This is a genomic window from Jeotgalicoccus sp. S0W5 (assembly GCF_011634875.1).
In the GTDB taxonomy this organism is placed as follows: Bacteria; Bacillota; Bacilli; order Staphylococcales; family Salinicoccaceae; genus Jeotgalicoccus; species Jeotgalicoccus marinus.
This window is the reverse complement of the sequence record NZ_SIRQ01000018.1, coordinates 97445-116704: the sequence shown is the minus strand read 5'-3', so window position 1 is coordinate 116704 and position 19260 is coordinate 97445. Positions and strand designations below refer to the sequence as shown.

Here is a 19260-nt window from a genome sequence, read left to right as displayed (position 1 = left end):
TAACTTTAATAACAAATGGGATTTTGTTAAACAAAGGGAAAGTTAAGGTGATTATAAGTGGGAGAAAATCTTCTAAGTGTTAAGAATTTAACAACATCCTTTAAGATCGATGGTGAATATTACCCAGCGGTGGACGATGTTTCCCTCGACATTAAACCTAATGAGGTTGTGGCCTTGGTAGGGGAGTCGGGATCAGGCAAAAGTGCGACAGCATTTTCATTAATGAAGTTACACCGTGCTGCAAGAATAGAAGGAGAAGTACTTTTTGAAGGCAAAGATCTAATGAAAGTAAAAGAAACTAAGATGAATAGAATCCGTGGTGGGGAATTGGCGATGATCTTCCAGGATCCAATGACAGCCTTAAACCCACTAATGAAAATAAAGCATCAAATTATGGAAACGCTTAAAATTCATAAAACAAAAGACAGAGATGAACGTGAAGCTTATGCTATTGAATTATTAAGTCGTGTGGGTATTCCAAGACCTGAAAGAGTGGGGAATGCTTTCCCTCATGAATTATCTGGTGGAATGAGACAGCGTGTAGTAATTGCCATTGCCATAGCTAACAGACCAAAATTACTCATTGCTGATGAGCCAACAACTGCTTTAGATGTAACGATTCAAGCTCAGATTCTAGATTTGATTAGAGAATTGCAAGATGATTTGAACTCTGGTGTACTGCTCATTACTCATGACTTAGGTGTTGTTGCTGAGATGGCAGATAGAGTTGCCGTAATGTATGCAGGACAAATTGTAGAAATTGCACCGGTTAAAGAATTGTTTAAAAATCCAAAACATCCATATACTCGTTCACTTCTTAATTCCTTACCAAATGAGGAACTACAAGGATCGAAACTGCATGTTATCGAAGGTGTTGTGCCACCATTAAATAAGATGGAAAGAGATTCATGTCGATTTGCACCAAGAATTCCATGGATTGATGAAAAAGAACATGAACATAATCCTGAACTAAGAGAAATTAGTCCAGGGCATTTCGTACGTTGTACTTGTTATAAGAATTTCTATTTGAAATCTGATGCAACGACAGGTATGGCAATTGAAGCACAACAAATGGCAGAAGCAGATGAGGTGACAGAATGAGTAATTTACTTGAAATTAAAGATCTCAAAGTACATTACCCAATTCGTGGCGGATTCTTTAACACAGTTAAAGACCACGTGAAAGCGGTAGACGGTGTATCACTAAATATTCCAGAAGGGACTACATATGGACTCGTAGGTGAATCCGGTTCAGGTAAGACGACAACTGGTAAAGCAGTCATTGGTCTAAATCACATCACAGAGGGAGAAATTCTCTTTAACGGTAAAACGATCAGTGGAAATGGGAAATCAGTTAAAAATTCTAAAGAGATTCAGATGATTTTTCAGGATCCATACTCATCATTAAATGTTCGTAAAAGGGTATTTGATATTGTTGCAGAACCAATTAAAAATTATCATAAGCGTACTAAAGATGAGTTGATTGCAGAAGTTTTAGGACTGCTTCAAAAAGTAGGTTTACCACCTGGCTCTTTGTACAAGTATCCACATGAGTTTTCCGGTGGGCAAAGACAGAGAATAGGGGTGGCTAGAGCGATCGCATTAAATCCTAAATTGATTATTGCAGACGAGCCAGTTTCAGCACTTGATGTATCAGTTCAAGCCCAAGTTTTAAACTTCATGCAAGACATCCAAGAGGAAATGAACTTGACTATGCTTTTCATCGCCCATGACTTAGGGGTAGTGAGGCATATGTGTCAGCACATCGGGATTATGTATCAAGGGAGATTAGTTGAAGAAGGGACAGCGGAAGAAATCTTCAACAACCCACAACACTTGTATACGAAGCGACTCATCGCTGCGATTCCTGATACAGATGTTGATAAGATTGATGAAAACTTAAATATACGTCAATCAGTTAAAGAACAATACAATGAACATTTCCATGAATATTTAGATGAAGATGGTAGAGCCTTGCCGTTAGTTGATATTACATCGACGCATAAAGCTGCTTTACCTGCAAAGGGGTGACGGGCTGAATGATTAAATTTACAATTCGACGCTTAATTATTTCATTACCGCAAATATTATTATTAAGTATTTTAGTTTTCTTCTTAGGATCATTAATGCCAGGGGATGCATTGAGTGGCCTAATTGATCCAACGGTACCAATTGAACAAATTGAAAGACTTCGTGAACAGATGGGATTAAATAATCCATGGTACATTCAATATAGAGATTGGGTTTTAGCAATGTTACAGGGGGACTTCGGGCAATCATTCTTTAAACAACAGCCTGTTCTAGATGTTATTGGAGATAGAATGATGAATACTATATGGCTCGGACTTTTTTCTTCAGTGCTAATTTACTTGATTGGTATTCCACTTGGCCTAGTGTCTGGACGTTGGAATGACTCATTATTAGACAGTGCGATTACAGGTTATACTTACTTAGGTTTTGCGACACCGACATTTATTTTCGGTTTAGTGATGCTACTTGTATTTGGCTATACACTTGGTTGGTTCCCAACAGGTGGATCGGTTGGAGTGGGTGTCACACCAGGTACTTTAGAATATGTAATAAGTAAATTCCAACACCTAGTACTACCGAGTTTCTCAATTGCTTTAATCGGTTTAGTCGGAACGGTTCAGTACCTAAGGAGTGGAATTATTGAAACGAAGCAAAAAGACTTCGTAACACTTGCACGTGCTAAAGGTGTTTCCGAAGGTAAAGTATATACGAAACATATCTTTAGAAACTCTATCTTACCAATTGCAGCATTTTTTGGGTACGAAATTACTTCACTATTAGGTGGATCATTATTCATTGAGACCATCTATGGTTATCCAGGTATGGGACGTCTATTCCTAGAGTCAATTTCAATCCGTGACTTCTCAGTCGCGAACGTCTTGATTTTAGTTTTTGGTATGCTATCCATTCTCGGTGCATTACTGTCAGATATTATCTTGAGTATCGTGGATCCACGTATCCGTATTAAGTAAGGAGGGGTGTAAATGTCGAATAATAATAAAGAAAATAAAAATTTAAAAGATGATTCAAAAGCATATGAATTTGATGAAGATATGGATAATAAAGACCACACCCCGACCAAAGCGCGGGACGGCTTTGAGTTTGATGATAATCAACATACTAGTGAATCCAGAGAGCTTGATATGAGCGTCAAAGCTGATCTCCCACACGGCGTTATGGGTCACGGTGCATCAGATATGAAGAATCTACCGAAGAGTAAACCCGGTTGGAGAATTCTATTTGAAGAGGTCATCTCCGACAAATTAGCGTTATTCTCACTGATTATACTTGTGATAATTACATCATATGTTTTTGGTTTAACAATGTTCTTGAACCATTCAGAAATTGTAAAAGTTGACCTATTTGCAATCAATCAGCCACCTAACGACACGTTCAGACTAGGTACAGATTATGGTGGTCGTGATATTTTTGGTCAATTGATTATTGGTACTAGAAACTCACTTGCAATTGGGGCTTTAGTTACTATCTTGAGTGTTGGCTTCGGTATTGTCTACGGCGTTGTATCAGGATATTTTGGTGGCCATATCGATAACGCAATGATGCGTGTTGTTGACTTCTTTATGGTATTACCATTCCTTATGATCATCGTTGTTTTCGTTACAATCGTGCCATCATATGATATTTGGACATTCTCACTCATTATGGCAGCGTTCCTATGGACTGGTACTGCTAGACTGATTCGTTCTGTTGCAATGCAAGAAAGAGAATTGGACTATGTAAATGCATCGAGAACATTAGGAAGTTCACATATTAAGATCATCTTTAAACAGGTGATGCCGAACTTAGTAGGTCTTATCATTGTTAACGGCACATTATCTCTTGCAGCAAATATCGGAATCGAGTCAGGCTTATCATTCATTGGGTTCGGTTTCCCTGAAACGACACCATCATTAGGTACTTTAATGGCTTATGCCATTCAAACACAAACTTTACAGAACAGATGGTGGATTTGGGCACCTGCAGCAATATTAATCTTAGTATTAATGTTGTGTGTAAGAAACATTGGTGAAGCACTTAGACGTGCAGGAGATGCCAGACAGCGTAATGCATAAAAATTTATAAAAATAACACAATTTTCTAAAAATTTCATTGTAAGTATGAGTAATTATGCTAATATGAATATTAAGAAAATTACAAAGGCTTTACATTTACTTCGATACATAAGTTCAGGGTCTGAGCTTTGTATATATATCAACAGAATCAAACAAAGGAGGAAGAACAATGACTAAAATTTCTTGGTCAAGGCTTTTATTCCTCATGATGTTAGCGTTAGTATTAGCGCTTGCAGCATGTGGAGGCGGTTCATCTGAAGAAGAAACTGCTGACGAAGAGTCAGGAGACGATGCATCTTCTGAAGGTGAAACAGCTGAAGGGGGAGGCGAAATCTACAACTATGAAGATTTCCCTAAAACCGTATCTAATACAGGAGAACCATCAGGTGAAGGTACTTTAAATGTTGCATTAGCTTCAGATACACCTTTTGAAGGAACCTTAAACTTTAACTTCTATAATGGAAATCCAGATTTTGAAATGATTTCATTATTTGATGAACCATTACTTACAATGGACGCAGATTTCCAATATACAAATGATGGTGCAATGCAATATGAAGTGAATGAAGATGACAATACAGTTACTTTTACTTTAAACGATGGTGTAAAATGGCATGATGGGGAACCTGTAACAATTCAGGATTATGTTTCCTCATATGAAGTAATTGGACACCCAGATTACGATGGTGTTCGTGGATCTACTGATGGATTCACATTAATTGAAGGTTTTGATGAGTATAAAGCTGGTGAGGCAGATGAAATTTCTGGTATTGAAATTGTTGACGAACAAACTGCGGTATTCACATATAAAGAACTCGCTCCATCACTAACTGCTGGTGGTTTCTGGGCATATGCTTTTCCTACACATCACTATGAAGGTGTTGAAGTAGCAGAGATGCCGGAAGCTCCACAAACTCGTGAGAACCCAATCGGTATTGGACCATATAAAGTGGATTCAATCGTATCTGGTGAATCAATCTCAATGTCTAAATTTGAAGATTACTGGCGAGGTGAGCCAGGACTTGAAGCAGTTAATGCTCGTGTAGTAGCGACATCTTCTGTTGCCAGCGCTATGGAATCTGGAGAAATTGATTATGCTATTAATTTCCCGACTGACCAATACCCAGATGTTGCAGAAATGGAAGGGGTAGAATGGTTATCAAATGTTGAGGGATCATACACTTACATCGGATTCAAACTTGGTTCTTGGAATGCTGATGAAGGTAAAGTAGACTACAAGCCAGAGGAAATGAAGATGGGTGACGTAGAATTACGTCGTGCTATGTGGCACGCTATTGATAATGACACAGTTGGAGAACGTTTCTACAACGGCTTACGTTGGAAAGCATCATCTCTAATTACTCCATATCACGCTAACTGGCATGAAGAAATCGAAGTACCTAGTTATGATCCAGAAGAAGCGAACCGCATCTTGGATGAAGCAGGTTACGAAGATACAGACGGTGACGGTTTACGTGAAGATCCAGACGGTGAGCCATTAGAAATCAAATTTGCCTCTATGTCTGGTGGAGACATCGCTGAACCATTAGCAAACTACTACATCCAATCTTGGAGAGAAGTTGGCTTAAACGTTGTCTTAACAAATGGTCGTCTAATCGAGTTTAACTCATTCTACGACATGGTTGAAAACGATGACCCAGAAATTGATATCTACCAAGGTGCTTGGGGTGTAGGTTCTGACGTCGATCCATCAGCTTTATATGGACCAACTGCTCCATTTAACTACACTAGATATGAATCTGAAGAATCAACTGCTTTATTAGAACAAGGTAACTCAGAAGAAGCACTTGATACTGAGCGTAGAAAAGAAATTTACAATGAATGGGCTGAGTTAATGGCTCAAGATATTCCTGTAATTCCAACGCTTTACCGTGCGTTTGTTGTACCTGTAAACGAAAGAGTAATCAATTACTCTGAAGATTACGAGTACAATGAGGACCTACTTTGGTACCGTGTTGGTGTTGAAGAAACTGAATAAGGCTTATCGTGCACTCACACATCATTTGATGTGTGAGTGTTTTTTACGTATAAATAAATTGAATCACTTGTCAAAATATGATAAATTAGTACCTAGTAATATAATGAGATTATAAGGTGTGAATATAATGACAAATGTAGGCATTCTCGGCATTGGTTCATATGCACCAGAAAAGGTTTTTACGAACTTTGATTTCGAAAAAATTCTTGATACTTCTGATGAATGGATTAGAGAAATGACAGGTATTGAAGAAAGACGTTTCGCTGAAGACATGGAAACGAGTGAAATGGCTTTTTATGCTGCGAAAAATGCAATTGAGGACTCCGGTGTGGACAAGGACGAAATCGATTTTGTTATCGTTGCGACGTCTACAGGAGAACATAGATTTCCCTCTGTAGCAAATATCTTACAAGAAAAATTAGAACTTAAAAACATACCATCAGTCGACCAGCTTGCAGCTTGCTCTGGATTTATTTATGGTCTAGCGACAGCTGAAATGTTCGTTAAATCAGGAAGATATAAAAAAATCCTTGTTGTAGGTGTTGATAAGCTGACTAAAATCACTGATTTTACAGATCGTTCAACAGCAGTCCTATTCGGTGATGGTGCTGGTGCTGCAGTTGTGGGTGAAGTAGATGAAGGACTTGGTATTAAATCATTTGAACTAGGTAGTAAAGGTTCTGGTGGGAAATACTTATACGGCGACCGAGAGGGTGGCTACATACGAATGAATGGTCGTGAAGTGTTTAAATTCGCGGTACGACAAATGGGTGAGTCGAGTGTGAATGTAACAGAACAGGCTGGTCTGAATAAGGATGATATTGACATGTTAATCCCTCATCAGGCAAATATTCGCATAATGAATGCCGCTAGAGAACGCATGAACCTCCCTTATGATAAAATGAGTGTAACTGTAGATAAATACGGAAATACTTCAGCGGCATCCATTCCACTTAGTATCGATTACGAAGTGAAGAGAAATCGTATTAAGCCAGGGGACAATATCGTACTTGTTGGCTTTGGCGGTGGATTAACTTGGGGAGCAGTATGTTTAACATGGGGTAAAAAGAAGGAGGACTCTTAATGAGTAAAAGAAGGGTTGTTATCACTGGACTTGGTGCAGTAACACCGATAGGGAATACAGCTAAAGAAACTTGGACTAATGCTTTAGCTGGTAAAAATGGTATAGCAGAAATAACGAATATTGATACTGAACAATTCAATGTCAATATTGCTGGTGAAGTAAAGAACCTAAATATAGAAGATTTTATCGATAAAAAAGAAGCACGTCGTATGGATAAGTTTACTCAATTTGCAATTATTGCAGCAGATGAAGCTGTGACAGATTCCGGTTTAGTTATCAATGACGACAATAGTGAACGTGTCGGTGTTTGGATTGGTTCAGGTATTGGGGGGATACAGTCACTTGAAGATGGCTTTATTGCCTTAACAACAAAAGGACCAAGACGCGTAAGCCCGTTCTTCGTACCGATGATGATCCCGGATATGGCAAGTGGACAAGTATCAATTCGTCTAGGTGCAAAAGGGCCTAATGGTGCAACTGTTACGGCATGTGCGACAGGTACAAACTCAATCGGCGACGCATTTAAGTTTATAGAACGTGGTCAAGCTGATGTGATGATTACAGGTGGTTCCGAAGCGCCTATTACAAATATGGGTGTCGCAGGGTTCCAAGCGAACCGCGCTTTATCGTCTTCAAATGATCCTAATTACGCGTCACGTCCATTTTCTAAAGATAGAGATGGCTTTGTAATGGCTGAAGGTTCAGGTGTCATTGTGATTGAAGAATTAGAACATGCAATTGCACGTGGTGCAACAATCTACGCTGAGATTGTTGGTTACGGATCTACAGGAGATGCTCACCATATCACAGCACCAGCACCAAATGGAGAAGGTGGTGCGAGAGCCATGAAGGAAGCACTTAAAGATGCAGGTATTGAACCAAATGAAGTTCAATACATTAATGCACACGGTACAAGTACACCTTATAATGATGAATTTGAAACATTAGCGATCCGTACAGTATTTGAAGAACATGCGGATAATTTACTAATCAGCTCAACTAAGTCAATGACAGGACATATGCTTGGTGGTGCAGGTGGCATGGAAGCTATCATTACGGCGATGAGCCTTAAAGAAGGTAAAGTTCACCCGACAATTAATCTAACGAATCCAGCACCTGAATGTGACTTAAACTATGTTCCAAACACTGCAGTAGAAGCGGACCTTAAGTACGCAGTGTCAAACAGCCTAGGGTTTGGTGGACACAACGCTTCCTTAGTATTCAAAAAGTATGAGGCATAATATTATGGACTGAATCCCTTTTAAGGGGTTCAGTCTTTTTTTGTATCGTAGGTTAATGAGCCCAGCTTCGAAATGAAAACGAAGCACACCTTCCATCATCAATCACAAAAAAAGGCTGGATTAAATATCCAGCCCGCTTCATAAATCCTATTATCTTCTTTTTCTTCCTAGGCCCATGGCACGTTCCATTTTTTCGATCATCTTATCCGCTTTAAAGGCAGCTTTGTCACGGCCTGCATCTAAAATGTTATCTAGTTCTTCACTATTTAAATAGTAGTTATATTTTTCTTGGAAGCCTGTTAAGAATTCCTGGACAACTTCACCTAAATCCTTTTTGAATTCACCATAGCTTGACCCTTCGTATTGAGATTCTAGTGCTTCAATACTGCGGTCAGTTAATGAACTATAAATTGTAAGTAAGTTTGAAATACCGGGCTTGTTTTCTTTATCGTATTTAATTTCACTGCCTGAATCTGTTACTGCAGAACGAATCTTCTTAGCCGCTTGAGCAGGGTCATCTAATAAGGTAATGAATGATTTTTGATTATCATCACTCTTACTCATCTTCTTAGTTGGTTCATTTAGGCTCATAATTCTACCGCCGACCTTAGGTAATTTAATGTCGGGTAGGGTAAAGATATCATTGAATTTTGAATTGAAGCGCTCTGCAACGTTTCTTGTATATTCAATGTGCTGTGTTTGGTCTTCACCAACTGGGACGACATCTGCTTTATATAGTAAAATGTCACCAGCCATTAAAGGTGGATATGTGAGTAGACCGACTGAAATACCGTCACGCTGATTCTGTTTACGTGCCTTATCTTTAAACTGAGTCATTCGTTCTAACTCACCAATATATGATACACATTGTAGCATCCATGCAGCCTTAGCATGGGCTGAGACTTCACTTTGAATGAATAGTGTAATTTTTTCTGGGTCTAATCCACTTGCTAAGTAAATTGCCGCAAGTTTTCTTGAGTTCTCACGAAGTTTTAAGCGATCTTGTGGAACAGTAATAGCATGTTGATCAACAATACAGAAGTAAGAATCATATTGATCTTGTAATTCTACGAATTGTTTATAAGCTCCGATATAGTTACCGATTGTCGGAATTCCACTCGGTTGAACGCCTGAGAATAATGTTTTCATGTCTTCACCTTCATTATTTAGTTAATAATATAATAGTAATACTCTTTTACATCTCTTGCAATTAGTCCACACGATAAAAGTCAATCAAATTACCTATATACTTTGACCATTATTGATGTTACAATAAGTAAGTAAGAGGTAAGCTAAATAAATTAATATTGGTAGGGTTTACAAAAATTAATAAATAATTTTTTAGATTATTACAATATTCTCATTTTATTTTAATGTTCGACCTCTATACTAAGAATTGTCAACAAGAGACGGCAGTACAAGATACATACTTCACTTAAGTTTAGTATCGACTGTTTATGGGTATAGACTCTTGTTAAAATATAAAATTGGAGTGTGAGTTACATGGTAGTATTATTTACTTCTCCAAGTTGTACGTCATGTCGTAAGGCAAAAGCATGGCTCCAGGAAAATGATATTCCTTATACTGAGCGCAATGTATTTTCTGAGCCTTTAACTTTAGACGAAGTTAAATCTATTTTAAGAATGACTGAGTATGGGACTGAAGAAATTATCTCAACTCGCTCTAAAACTTTCCAAAAATTGAATGTAGATATCGATAGCCTCCCAATGAAAGAACTCTATACTTTGATTATGGAAAACCCTGGATTGCTTAGACGTCCAATTATTATGGATGAGAAACGTCTGCAAGTAGGCTACAATGAAGATGAAATTAGAAGATTTTTACCAAGAAGCATTAGAACGCTTCACTTAATTGAAGCGAAACGCTTAGCAGAACTTTAAGAATAATAGATAAGTAATACAATAATTTGATATATGTACAAAGTCCGATTGACCTGTAGATGATTTGCCATCTACAGGTTTTTTCACTTATAATAGAAAGACAAATCTAAAGTTTGGTAATATGAATGGAACCCTAGTATAATAAGCAGAAATGATGGTAAGGGAGTGAGCAAAATGAGGATTGAAAGAGTGAACGACTCGACCATTAAGTTCTTTCTAACGTATACAGACATTGAGAGTCGAGGTTTTAACAAGGAAGATCTTTGGATGAACCGCCAACGTGGAGAGGAATTCTTTTGGACAATTATGGACGAAGTAAACAGTGAACAGACTGAAGATTTTTCCATGGATGGACCATTATGGATTCAAGTACATGCTTTTGACAAAGGAATAGAAGTCGTTGTATCTAAATCTCAACAAGAGCAAGATTCATACGGTATGGAGTCTTATTCAATGAATTTTGAAAATCGTGATCTCGAATCTTATATTGACAAATCCATCCAGGATAGACCGCCTCAAGTACAACCAAATAGAGAATTAGATGTACCAGTCATTTCAGAGCCATTAACTGTACGTTTTAGAGACTTTGAAGACTTGATTAAATACACGTATGAAACTGAACATGATGAAACAACATATGAAGATCTACTCTATGTGTTGGACGGTAGATATTATTACCAAATGTACTTCGACTACAGAACGCATTTTGATCACATGGAAGGTATTGAGACAAAGCTGCTAGAATATAGCGAGCCTACACAAATTGCAAGTGCATATCTGGAAGAATACGGTAAAATTATAATGAGTAATAATGTTAGAGCTCAAGTTAGACGTTATTTTCAAGAAAAATAATTAACTTGTCTGAAAAAAAGATTTCCCCTCCTTATTTCCTATATATAGGATAAGGAGGTTTTTTTATGTTTTTAGCTCAAGATGAATATGGTAGTCAAGTGTTTGCCCACCAAGCTGTTAAAAATGAATCTTATTTTTGTCCTGTCTGTGAAGCACCGGTAAGGCTGAAGGCGGGTAAAGTCAAAGTTGCACATTTTTCTCACCAACATATTTTACAATGTACACGGTATCTCTATAAAAAAGAATCATTAATGCATTTGAAATTAAAACATGATATTTATACTGAATTAAACAAAATATATGCGACTGCAATGGAATATTACCTAAAAGAAATTGAACAGATTCCAGATGTCCTTGTCAATTATCAACTCGCCATTGAAATACAGTTATCTCGAATTAGTGCGGATTTGGTTACTATAAGGACAAAGGGTTATAACAAATTAGGTATGAAGGTCATCTGGCTGATCAACGACGCTGAAGTGAAGAAAGACGAGTGTTTATTAAGTCTTAATCACTTTCAATATGCGACGACAACTGACCATAAGTTGTTTACGATTAATACTGAGTCTTTATCAGTCAATATATATCACATAGGACATCATGTTGGTAATAACCGGTTCATTTATAGAAGCGAAAAAATACAGGTTAAAGACCTTTATGGATATAGTCAAAGAGTAGACTGGCCGAATGACTATAAGCTAAGTCAAAGCATGGTAAAAAAAATCCTATACCATGAAAAGTCAGCTAAATCTGTGTTAAATCCAACTCTGACTTATCTATATCAATTGGATATCCATCATCAACACATTCCAAAACGGTTTATTATGACGTGTCTGGATGAGCGAGATATCTTGAATTCACCGCTTGAATGGAAGCTATATATTCACTACCACTTAAATAGGGGAACTTTTAATCTTCAAATCTTTATGGATTTTATTAAGTTGAGAACCAATGGGAATATTCTCGAAAAGCATATAATCGTTAAAAATCTAGTTCGATACTACTTAAAAGTTTTTCGGGATTCGGAAGATATTGCTTGAACAAAATTATGATTATTGAGAAAATTGGAGTATTAATCTATGGAGGTTTTAACAATGGGGAAATTAATCACAAGAGAAGAACAACAACTAGAAAACACATGGGATTTAACAACAATCTTCCAATCTGATGAAGAGTTTGACAAGGCTTATCAAGATTTAGAGAATAAGCTAGATCTAGCAGATAAATTTAAAAATGGATTTTCTTCAGCTGATGAGCTAGCGGATGCTTTAGAAACTGAAAGGGAATTAGATGTAGAGCTCGGTAAAGTATTTGTATACGCGCACTTAAAACATGATCAAGATACTTCCAACGATACTTATAGTGCGCTAGAAAGTCGTGCACGTTCTTTAGCTGTTAAATATTCAGCAGCGTGGAGCTTCTTAGTACCAGCCATTATGGAAATACCTGAAGAAACCCTAAAAGAATATGCTCAATCTGAGCGATTAAATGAATTCAAATTTGACTTAGAAAAGTTAAATAAACAACGCCCTTATGTTTTAAGCGACAAAGAAGAACAGCTACTGGCACAAGCTGGTGAAGTAATGCATACGCCAACCCAAGTATACGGTATGTTTAACAATGCTGATATTACTTTTGAGCCTGCTGTAGACAAAGATGGTAACGAACATGAATTAAGCCAAGGTAATTTTATAGAATTACTCAAGTCATCTGACCGTATTTTAAGAGAATCAGCTTATAAGAGCTTATATACAGCCTACGATGCTTTCAAAAATACTTTGAGTCAAACGCTAGCTGGAGTAGTAAATACACACGTCTTTAGCTCGTCAATTAGAGGCTATGAATCAAGTCGTCACCAAGCTCTAGCAAATAATCATATCCCAGAATCAGTATATGATAACTTAGTCGAGACAGTGAATAATAATTTACATCTTTTACATCGTTATACAGAGATTCGTAAAAAATTCTTAGGTCTAGACCAACTTAAAATGTATGATTTATATGTATCATTAGTCGACGATGTTGATTTTGATATGACTTATGAAAATGCAAAAGAGTGGTTAGTCAATGCCCTACACCCACTAGGTGAAGAGTATGTAGACATTATTAAAGAAGGTTTGAATAACCGTTGGGTCGACGTTTATCAGAATAAAGGTAAACGTACAGGCGCATACTCATCAGGTACTTTTGGAACAAATCCATACATCCTAATGAACTGGCAAGATAATGTGAATAATCTATTTACTTTAGCACATGAATTTGGGCATTCAGTACACAGTTACTATTCAAGAAAAAATCAACCTGCCAACATGAGTGGTTATTCAATCTTTGTAGCAGAAGTCGCAAGTACATTTAATGAAGCACTTTTAGCTGACTATATGTTTAAAAATTTAACTGATGATAAACAAAAGCTTTACTTATTGAATGAGCAGTTAGAAGGGTTTAGAGGGACAGTGTTCCGTCAGACAATGTTTGCAGAATTTGAACACAAGATCCATACATTAAAAGAGTCAGGTGAGCCATTAACAGCAGGTAAGTTAAACGAAGTGTATGGTGATCTCAACAAGAAATACTTCGGTGAAGCTGTAGATTATGATGATTACATTTCAGTAGAGTGGGCGAGAATTCCTCACTTCTATATGAATTATTATGTGTATCAGTATTCAACTGGTTATTCAGCAGCAGCAAGTTTATCTAAACAAGTACTAGAAGGTGATCAAGAAACAGCTGAACGTTACATTAACGAATTCCTGAAAAAAGGGTCATCAAATTATCCAATTGAGATTCTAAAAAATGCAGGAGTCGATATGACGACAGCAGAACCAATTGAAAATGCCCTAGCTGTTTTTGAAGCACAACTTGATCAATTTGAAGAATTACTAGATAAATTAAAACAATAACTATGTGAATTCGTTTACATTATGACAAAAGTGTGAAAAACTGTTCAAAATGTTGTGCGAGCCCAATAACCGTGTTATATTAAACACATGAAAATTTTATCACTGAAAAACATACCCCTTTGTTAACAGTATAAAATTTCTCCCATCCCCTTTGTTTGAGCAGTACATTATAGAAGATGTACTGCTTTTTTGTGTCTAATTTTAAGACGGCCTTGATATGTGGGAGAGGGATATTGAATCGAAGGGTAGCAATTCAAAAAAGACTATAAAATCTTCCATACATACAAAACATACAAAAAATCCCGCCTACCAAGCTCTACTGAGAGCAAAGTAAGCGGGATTTAAATTTAATATTGAATTAAGACTTTGTTTTAATGGATTTAACTGGTGATTTAATCTGGTAATAAGATTGACTGTCTACATTTATTTCTTCGATGAGTCGCTGCAATCTTAATTTTTTCAATTCATTGAGTAACAAACCTGCTCGCCATTCAAAAATTGTTTTTAGTTCTTCAAAACTAACAAGTTCATGCGCACGAATATAATCAATAATACTTGGCAATTGTTTCTTCTCAATCTCAACATCTATCAGTTCATTAATAATATATGTGTAAATATGGTAAGGGTAGGCGCCTTCAATTTTTACACCCTCTGTGTGCTCATCTCCTGAAAAGAATACCATTGAAGGCAAGGATTCGATATCCATTTCTCTGAATACTGCTAAATCATATTTCAACATCGCATCTAGTGTGGGTGAATGCAAATCTTCATGAAAAGTAGATAAATCTATACCGGATAGACGTGCACAATCATCTATCATTTCTTTGCTGCAAATTGTGTTTGATGGATTGATTCGATTAAAGATATAACGTATAAACGCACGCGCTTTAGAGCGTCCTTGGATTTCTGCAGCTTTATAGGCGAGCGCTACATTATCCTCACTAGAAGTCGACTGTGCCTGGCATTTAGTCAACACAGACAGAGACGGGGCGAGAATTTTTTTAATTGTTACGTGACCACGATATTCTATAAGTAATTTGTTAACTATCGGCTCCATCGCAATACATTCATTTGAGAACGGATCGAAAAAGTAAAATATTTCGACCGAGTGATTCGACTGCTCAAATAAGAAGAGCTCATCACTATTATTTTTGCTCACGCTTTTTCACCTCTATATTATATGCACTCAATCAGTCTTCACTATTTACCATGTGGTTTGCTGTTAGTGAATAACGGGCCATTAAATACTCACGTATTTCTTCATCTATACCGACATCTTTAATTGCTTGATTCATATTCTCTAACCAAGCTTCTCTCGCTTTCGGTGTGATTTTAAATGGCATGTGGCGGGCTCTCATCATCGGATGTCCATATGTTTCATTGTAGAGATTGGGTCCCCCTAAAAATTGAGTTTGAAAGAGCTTTTGTTTATATGCTGTTTCTGATAAGTCATCCGGGAAGAGATGATTGATGCGGTCATCTTTACTAACGTAATTATAAAAGACATCAATCATCTCATATAATTTCTCCTGACCGATAATATTATAGACTAAAGGCATTAAATTCCCTCTTTCTGACGTTTTAGTACCTCATAAAAACGTGCACTCTTCACAGATTCTTCTCGTCGTACAATACCATATTTGTTAAGGATATGTGTAATATCTGCTTGGCCACTCGCTGTATCAGGTGCTTCAAATTCCAGCTCATAGTCCGTTTGGCCGAGGTAGTCTGCCTTATCCAAGACGAGTAGGCCACTACGATATGGTTTTTCTAGGCGCTCCGTTCTTAAATTACCTTGAATTCTAAGGCCTTCTAAGCTGATGTTTAAAGCTTCTAGTTTATCTTTTATGTTGGCCGGAATGTCATCTTGATTAAGCGGTGAATCATCTAATAAATTAAAGTTGACGTGCCCAGAATATTCTAAGACAGTATGTGCACTTTCTGGCACTTTTAAAGTCATGACCTGATTATGGTCTTGTGTTCTGATTCTCAGCATTAAATGGCTGTTGATGAGTGTTAATTTATCATTATCTATATAGTAATTATCTAGTATAAGTGGAGTTTCATCGTTAAAATGTGATGCTCTAATTTTATTATATTCTTCTTCTAGAAGTATATTCTTAAACTCTATTTCTTTCTCAAACAAAGTAATCACTCCTTAATCAGTATTATGCTCAATTATATTTAAGGTGTAAAGCAAACAGATTACATATAGAAGAATTCGTTTGATATGGTAAAATTAATACCGTTAGAGTAGAAAAGTATGAATGAACGGGTGTAAGGAGGAAGGTATGAATGGAAGAATGGAGTATTTTTTTAGCGCCCTATAGGCAGGCTGTTGAAGAACTAAAGATTAAGTTAAAAGGAATCAGGAAAGACTATCAGATTACCAGTCAATCTTCACCTGTTGAATTTGTCACTTCACGTGTTAAACCGGTGCAAAGTATTATCGAAAAAGCCAGTACAAGAAACATACCCTATGATAATTTAAGGGCTCAGATGTACGATATCGCAGGTATAAGAATCATGTGTCAGTTTGTAGATGATATTAACGTGATTACCGAACATATTCGCTCGAGAAACGATATGCGCGTTATTGAGGAAAGAGATTATATCGAAAACACTAAGGAAAGCGGTTATCGTTCTTACCATATAATAATTGAATACCCAGTCGAAAGTGTGAATGGACGTATTAAAATATTAGCTGAAATTCAAATTCGTACATTAGCGATGAACTTTTGGGCAACCATAGAACATACATTGAATTACAAATATTCTGGGGAGTATCCTCCTGAAATTAAAAATAGATTGCAGAATGCTGCAGAAGCGGCATACTTACTGGATAAAGAAATGTCTGAAATCAGAGAAGAAGTTCAAGAAGCACAGAAATATTTTTCTAAAAAGCGGAATATCTAATGAAATCAGGTGACCTTATGAAATTTACAATTGTCTCTAAAGGAGATACTAAATCAAACGCACTGACTGATAAGATGATGAATTATATGCTTGGTATGAATATGGTATTCGATGAAGAATCACCAGAAATTGTCATTTCTGTCGGTGGCGATGGCACACTTTTACAAGCTTTCCATCGCTACCAACATATTGTCAGTGATGTATCATTTGTCGGTGTTCATACTGGACATTTAGGTTTTTATGCAGATTGGGGTCAAGATGAAGTAGAGCGCTTAATTGTCGCTTTAAAGAATGATGAGTTTGAAACTGTAGAATATCCACTGGTTGAAGTATTAATCCATTATGAGACAGTCGGTATGGAAACTAAGTACCTCGCTCTAAATGAGGCGACTTTAAGGATGACGAATGGTTCTACTCTAGTCATGGACGTAGAAATTAGAAATCGTCATTTTGAAAGATTTAGAGGCGATGGCTTATGTATTTCCACGCCTTCTGGTTCTACTGCATACAATAAGGCCTTAGGTGGGGCAATTATTCATCCATCTATAGAAGCTGTTCAAATGACTGAGATTGCATCTATTAATAATCGGGTATTCAGAACGGTGGGCTCACCGCTTGTCTTACCAAAACATCATTTTGTCAATGTAAGGCCAGTGAATAGTGAAGAATACCAGATGACGATTGACCATATTAATCTCGTACACCGAGGTGTAAAGTCAATACAATATTCTGTTGCAGAAGAAAAAATAAAATTTGCACGCTTTAGACCATTTCCATTTTGGCAACGTGTGCATGATTCATTTATTTCTTAAAGAATTAATGAGGGTAGGTATAAGAGATGTCTAGAGAAGAAATGGATATTGATTTTGAAGAACTAAGAGAACAAATAGAGGTTTACCTTCGTGAAGAGAACTTAGATGGATTTAGAGAACTTTTTACAGATCTTCACAATTATGAACAAAGTGAAATCTTTCAAACCTTAAGCGAGGAAGAACAGCAAAACCTTTATAAATTCCTAAGCCCTGAAGAAGTGGGGGATTTCTTCGATCACCTGGAGTTAGAACCAGATGAGTATGAAGATTTATTTGACCAAATTGATGCAAGATATGCAGCCCATATCATTGGCGCTATGCAGTACGATAACGCAGTTGATATTTTAAATGAAATCTCTCGTGAGAAAATGACAACCTATCTATCATTGATGAATAAAGATGATGCTAAAGAAATCAGGGGCTTAATGAACTACGAGGAAGATACCGCCGGTGGTATCATGACTACTGAAATCATCAATTTAAATACCTTGATGACAGTAAGAGAAGCTATGAAACACATCAAAGAAATGGCACCCGACAAAGAAATGATTTACTATCTATTCGTAGTCGATCAAGACAATCATTTAGTCGGTATTATCTCCTTAAGGGAATTGATTGTCGCAGATGATGATGATTACATTGGTGATGTCATGACTGAACGTGTCGTTTCCGTTCGTATTTCTGATGACCAAGAAGAAGTTGCTCAAATTGTGAGAGATTATGACTTCCTTGCTGTACCAGTTGTGGATTTCCAAGATCATTTAGTCGGTATCATCACAGCCGATGACATCATGGACGTTATTCACGAAGAAGCTGGAGAAGACTACTCTCGACTTGCCGGTATGAGTGATAATGAAAGTACATCGGACACGGCATTAATGACAGCTAAAAAACGTTTGCCTTGGCTTATAGGACTTACTTTTATGGGTATGATTACAGCTTGGATGCTTTCTTTCTTTGAAGATACGCTCGCTAAGGTTGTACTCCTAAGTGCCTTTATACCTGTAATTTCTGGTATGGCTGGTAACACCGGTACACAATCACTCGCTGTTGCGATACGTGGTATTTCCACAGGGGAAATTAAAGAATCCAGTAAGATGAAGCTCGCCGGACGTGAATTAGGATCAGGTTTTCTTACAGGTTTAGTTTGTGGTGTCGTTATTTTCTTAATTATTATTGTGATGTACCAGGAACCTGTACTGGGGATTATTGTAAGTGGTAGTTTGCTCGCGTCAATGTCAGTCGCGACAATTATCGGTACGATTGTACCGTTGGTAATGAACAAAGCGGGTATTGACCCAGCAATTGCAAGTGGACCATTCATTACCACAGCGAACGATATTATAAGTTTATTGATTTACTTTGCTTTAGCAAATGTCTTTATGGCAAGTTTATTATAGTGATATTTCTTGCATTCCGTACTAATAAAATGTAGATTAGTAGTAGGTACTA

General features: G+C 37.0%; 18 protein-coding genes. 14 read left to right on the top strand and 4 right to left on the bottom strand.

Annotation, left to right across the window (positions count from 1 at the left end):
• Positions 1 to 57 precede the first annotated feature (57 nt).
• The 7 genes from EYB29_RS10455 (at position 58) to fabF (ending at position 8426) form a co-directional block, all read left to right on the top strand.
• Positions 58 to 1101, top strand: a complete 1044-nt coding sequence (locus tag EYB29_RS10455) for an ABC transporter ATP-binding protein (RefSeq protein WP_166627209.1) — start codon at positions 58 to 60, stop codon at positions 1099 to 1101.
• The gene (locus EYB29_RS10450) at positions 1098 to 2030 is read left to right on the top strand and encodes an ATP-binding cassette domain-containing protein (protein ID WP_026867405.1); all 933 of its coding nucleotides are present in this window, start codon (positions 1098 to 1100) and stop codon (positions 2028 to 2030) included. Before EYB29_RS10455 ends, EYB29_RS10450 begins: the two co-directional genes overlap by 4 nt.
• 8 nt (positions 2031 to 2038) lie before the next feature.
• On the top strand, positions 2039 to 3001 hold the full coding sequence (locus tag EYB29_RS10445; protein WP_166627208.1) for an ABC transporter permease: 963 nt from the start codon (positions 2039 to 2041) through the stop codon (positions 2999 to 3001).
• A 225-nt stretch (positions 3002 to 3226) separates the two neighbouring features.
• Positions 3227 to 4102: an ABC transporter permease gene (locus EYB29_RS10440; RefSeq protein ID WP_370545417.1), complete on the top strand. Its 876-nt coding sequence runs from the start codon at positions 3227 to 3229 to the stop codon at positions 4100 to 4102.
• A gap of 169 nt (positions 4103 to 4271) precedes the next feature.
• Positions 4272 to 6101 (top strand): oligopeptide ABC transporter substrate-binding protein, encoded by a 1830-nt coding sequence (locus EYB29_RS10435; RefSeq protein WP_166627207.1) that lies wholly within the window; start codon positions 4272 to 4274, stop codon positions 6099 to 6101.
• Positions 6102 to 6228: 127 nt separating this feature from the next.
• Positions 6229 to 7185, top strand: coding sequence for a beta-ketoacyl-ACP synthase III (locus EYB29_RS10430; protein WP_026867409.1), 957 nt, complete (start codon positions 6229 to 6231; stop codon positions 7183 to 7185).
• Entirely contained in the window at positions 7185 to 8426 is a 1242-nt protein-coding gene (gene fabF, locus EYB29_RS10425; protein ID WP_026867410.1) for a beta-ketoacyl-ACP synthase II, read from the top strand. The genes EYB29_RS10430 and fabF overlap by 1 nt, the downstream gene beginning before the upstream one ends.
• 150 nt (positions 8427 to 8576) lie before the next feature.
• Here the strand turns inward: fabF and trpS are convergent, their stop codons facing one another.
• Positions 8577 to 9575 (bottom strand): tryptophan--tRNA ligase, encoded by a 999-nt coding sequence (gene trpS / locus EYB29_RS10420; protein WP_026867411.1) that lies wholly within the window; start codon positions 9573 to 9575, stop codon positions 8577 to 8579.
• Between the two features lie 354 nt (positions 9576 to 9929).
• Between trpS and spxA the strand changes: the two genes are divergently transcribed.
• The 4 genes from spxA to pepF all read left to right on the top strand — a co-directional run bounded on the left by spxA (position 9930) and on the right by pepF (position 14080).
• On the top strand, positions 9930 to 10328 hold the full coding sequence (spxA, locus tag EYB29_RS10415) for a transcriptional regulator SpxA (RefSeq protein ID WP_026867412.1): 399 nt from the start codon (positions 9930 to 9932) through the stop codon (positions 10326 to 10328).
• A 174-nt stretch (positions 10329 to 10502) separates the two neighbouring features.
• Positions 10503 to 11180 (top strand): adaptor protein MecA, encoded by a 678-nt coding sequence (gene mecA, locus EYB29_RS10410; protein ID WP_166627206.1) that lies wholly within the window; start codon positions 10503 to 10505, stop codon positions 11178 to 11180.
• Positions 11181 to 11245: 65 nt separating this feature from the next.
• Complete coding sequence (locus EYB29_RS10405; RefSeq protein WP_166627205.1) at positions 11246 to 12220, top strand: competence protein CoiA; 975 nt, start codon at positions 11246 to 11248, stop codon at positions 12218 to 12220.
• A 54-nt stretch (positions 12221 to 12274) separates the two neighbouring features.
• Positions 12275 to 14080 (top strand): oligoendopeptidase F, encoded by a 1806-nt coding sequence (gene pepF / locus EYB29_RS10400; RefSeq protein ID WP_166627204.1) that lies wholly within the window; start codon positions 12275 to 12277, stop codon positions 14078 to 14080.
• A gap of 358 nt (positions 14081 to 14438) precedes the next feature.
• Here pepF and EYB29_RS10395 read toward each other — a convergent pair whose 3' ends face one another.
• Genes EYB29_RS10395 through EYB29_RS10385 form a run of 3 tightly spaced genes read right to left on the bottom strand, consistent with a single transcriptional unit; the run spans position 14439 to position 16226 of the window.
• Positions 14439 to 15239, bottom strand: a complete 801-nt coding sequence (locus EYB29_RS10395; RefSeq protein ID WP_026867416.1) for a DsbA family protein — start codon at positions 15237 to 15239, stop codon at positions 14439 to 14441.
• A gap of 31 nt (positions 15240 to 15270) precedes the next feature.
• Positions 15271 to 15639 carry a globin domain-containing protein gene (locus EYB29_RS10390; protein WP_026867417.1) on the bottom strand — a complete coding sequence of 123 codons (369 nt, stop codon included), beginning with the start codon at positions 15637 to 15639 and terminating at the stop codon, positions 15271 to 15273.
• The gene (locus tag EYB29_RS10385; RefSeq protein WP_026867418.1) at positions 15639 to 16226 is read right to left on the bottom strand and encodes a CYTH domain-containing protein; all 588 of its coding nucleotides are present in this window, start codon (positions 16224 to 16226) and stop codon (positions 15639 to 15641) included. The genes EYB29_RS10390 and EYB29_RS10385 overlap by 1 nt, the downstream gene beginning before the upstream one ends.
• Positions 16227 to 16375: 149 nt before the next feature.
• Between EYB29_RS10385 and yjbM the strand changes: the two genes are divergently transcribed.
• The 3 genes from yjbM to mgtE are packed head-to-tail and all read left to right on the top strand — an operon-like array spanning position 16376 to position 19208.
• Positions 16376 to 16996: a GTP diphosphokinase gene (gene yjbM / locus EYB29_RS10380; protein ID WP_026867419.1), complete on the top strand. Its 621-nt coding sequence runs from the start codon at positions 16376 to 16378 to the stop codon at positions 16994 to 16996.
• 17 nt (positions 16997 to 17013) lie between these two features.
• Positions 17014 to 17808, top strand: a complete 795-nt coding sequence (locus tag EYB29_RS10375; RefSeq protein ID WP_026867420.1) for an NAD kinase — start codon at positions 17014 to 17016, stop codon at positions 17806 to 17808.
• 26 nt (positions 17809 to 17834) lie between these two features.
• Positions 17835 to 19208, top strand: a complete 1374-nt coding sequence (gene mgtE, locus EYB29_RS10370; protein WP_026867421.1) for a magnesium transporter — start codon at positions 17835 to 17837, stop codon at positions 19206 to 19208.
• Positions 19209 to 19260: the final 52 nt, after the last annotated feature.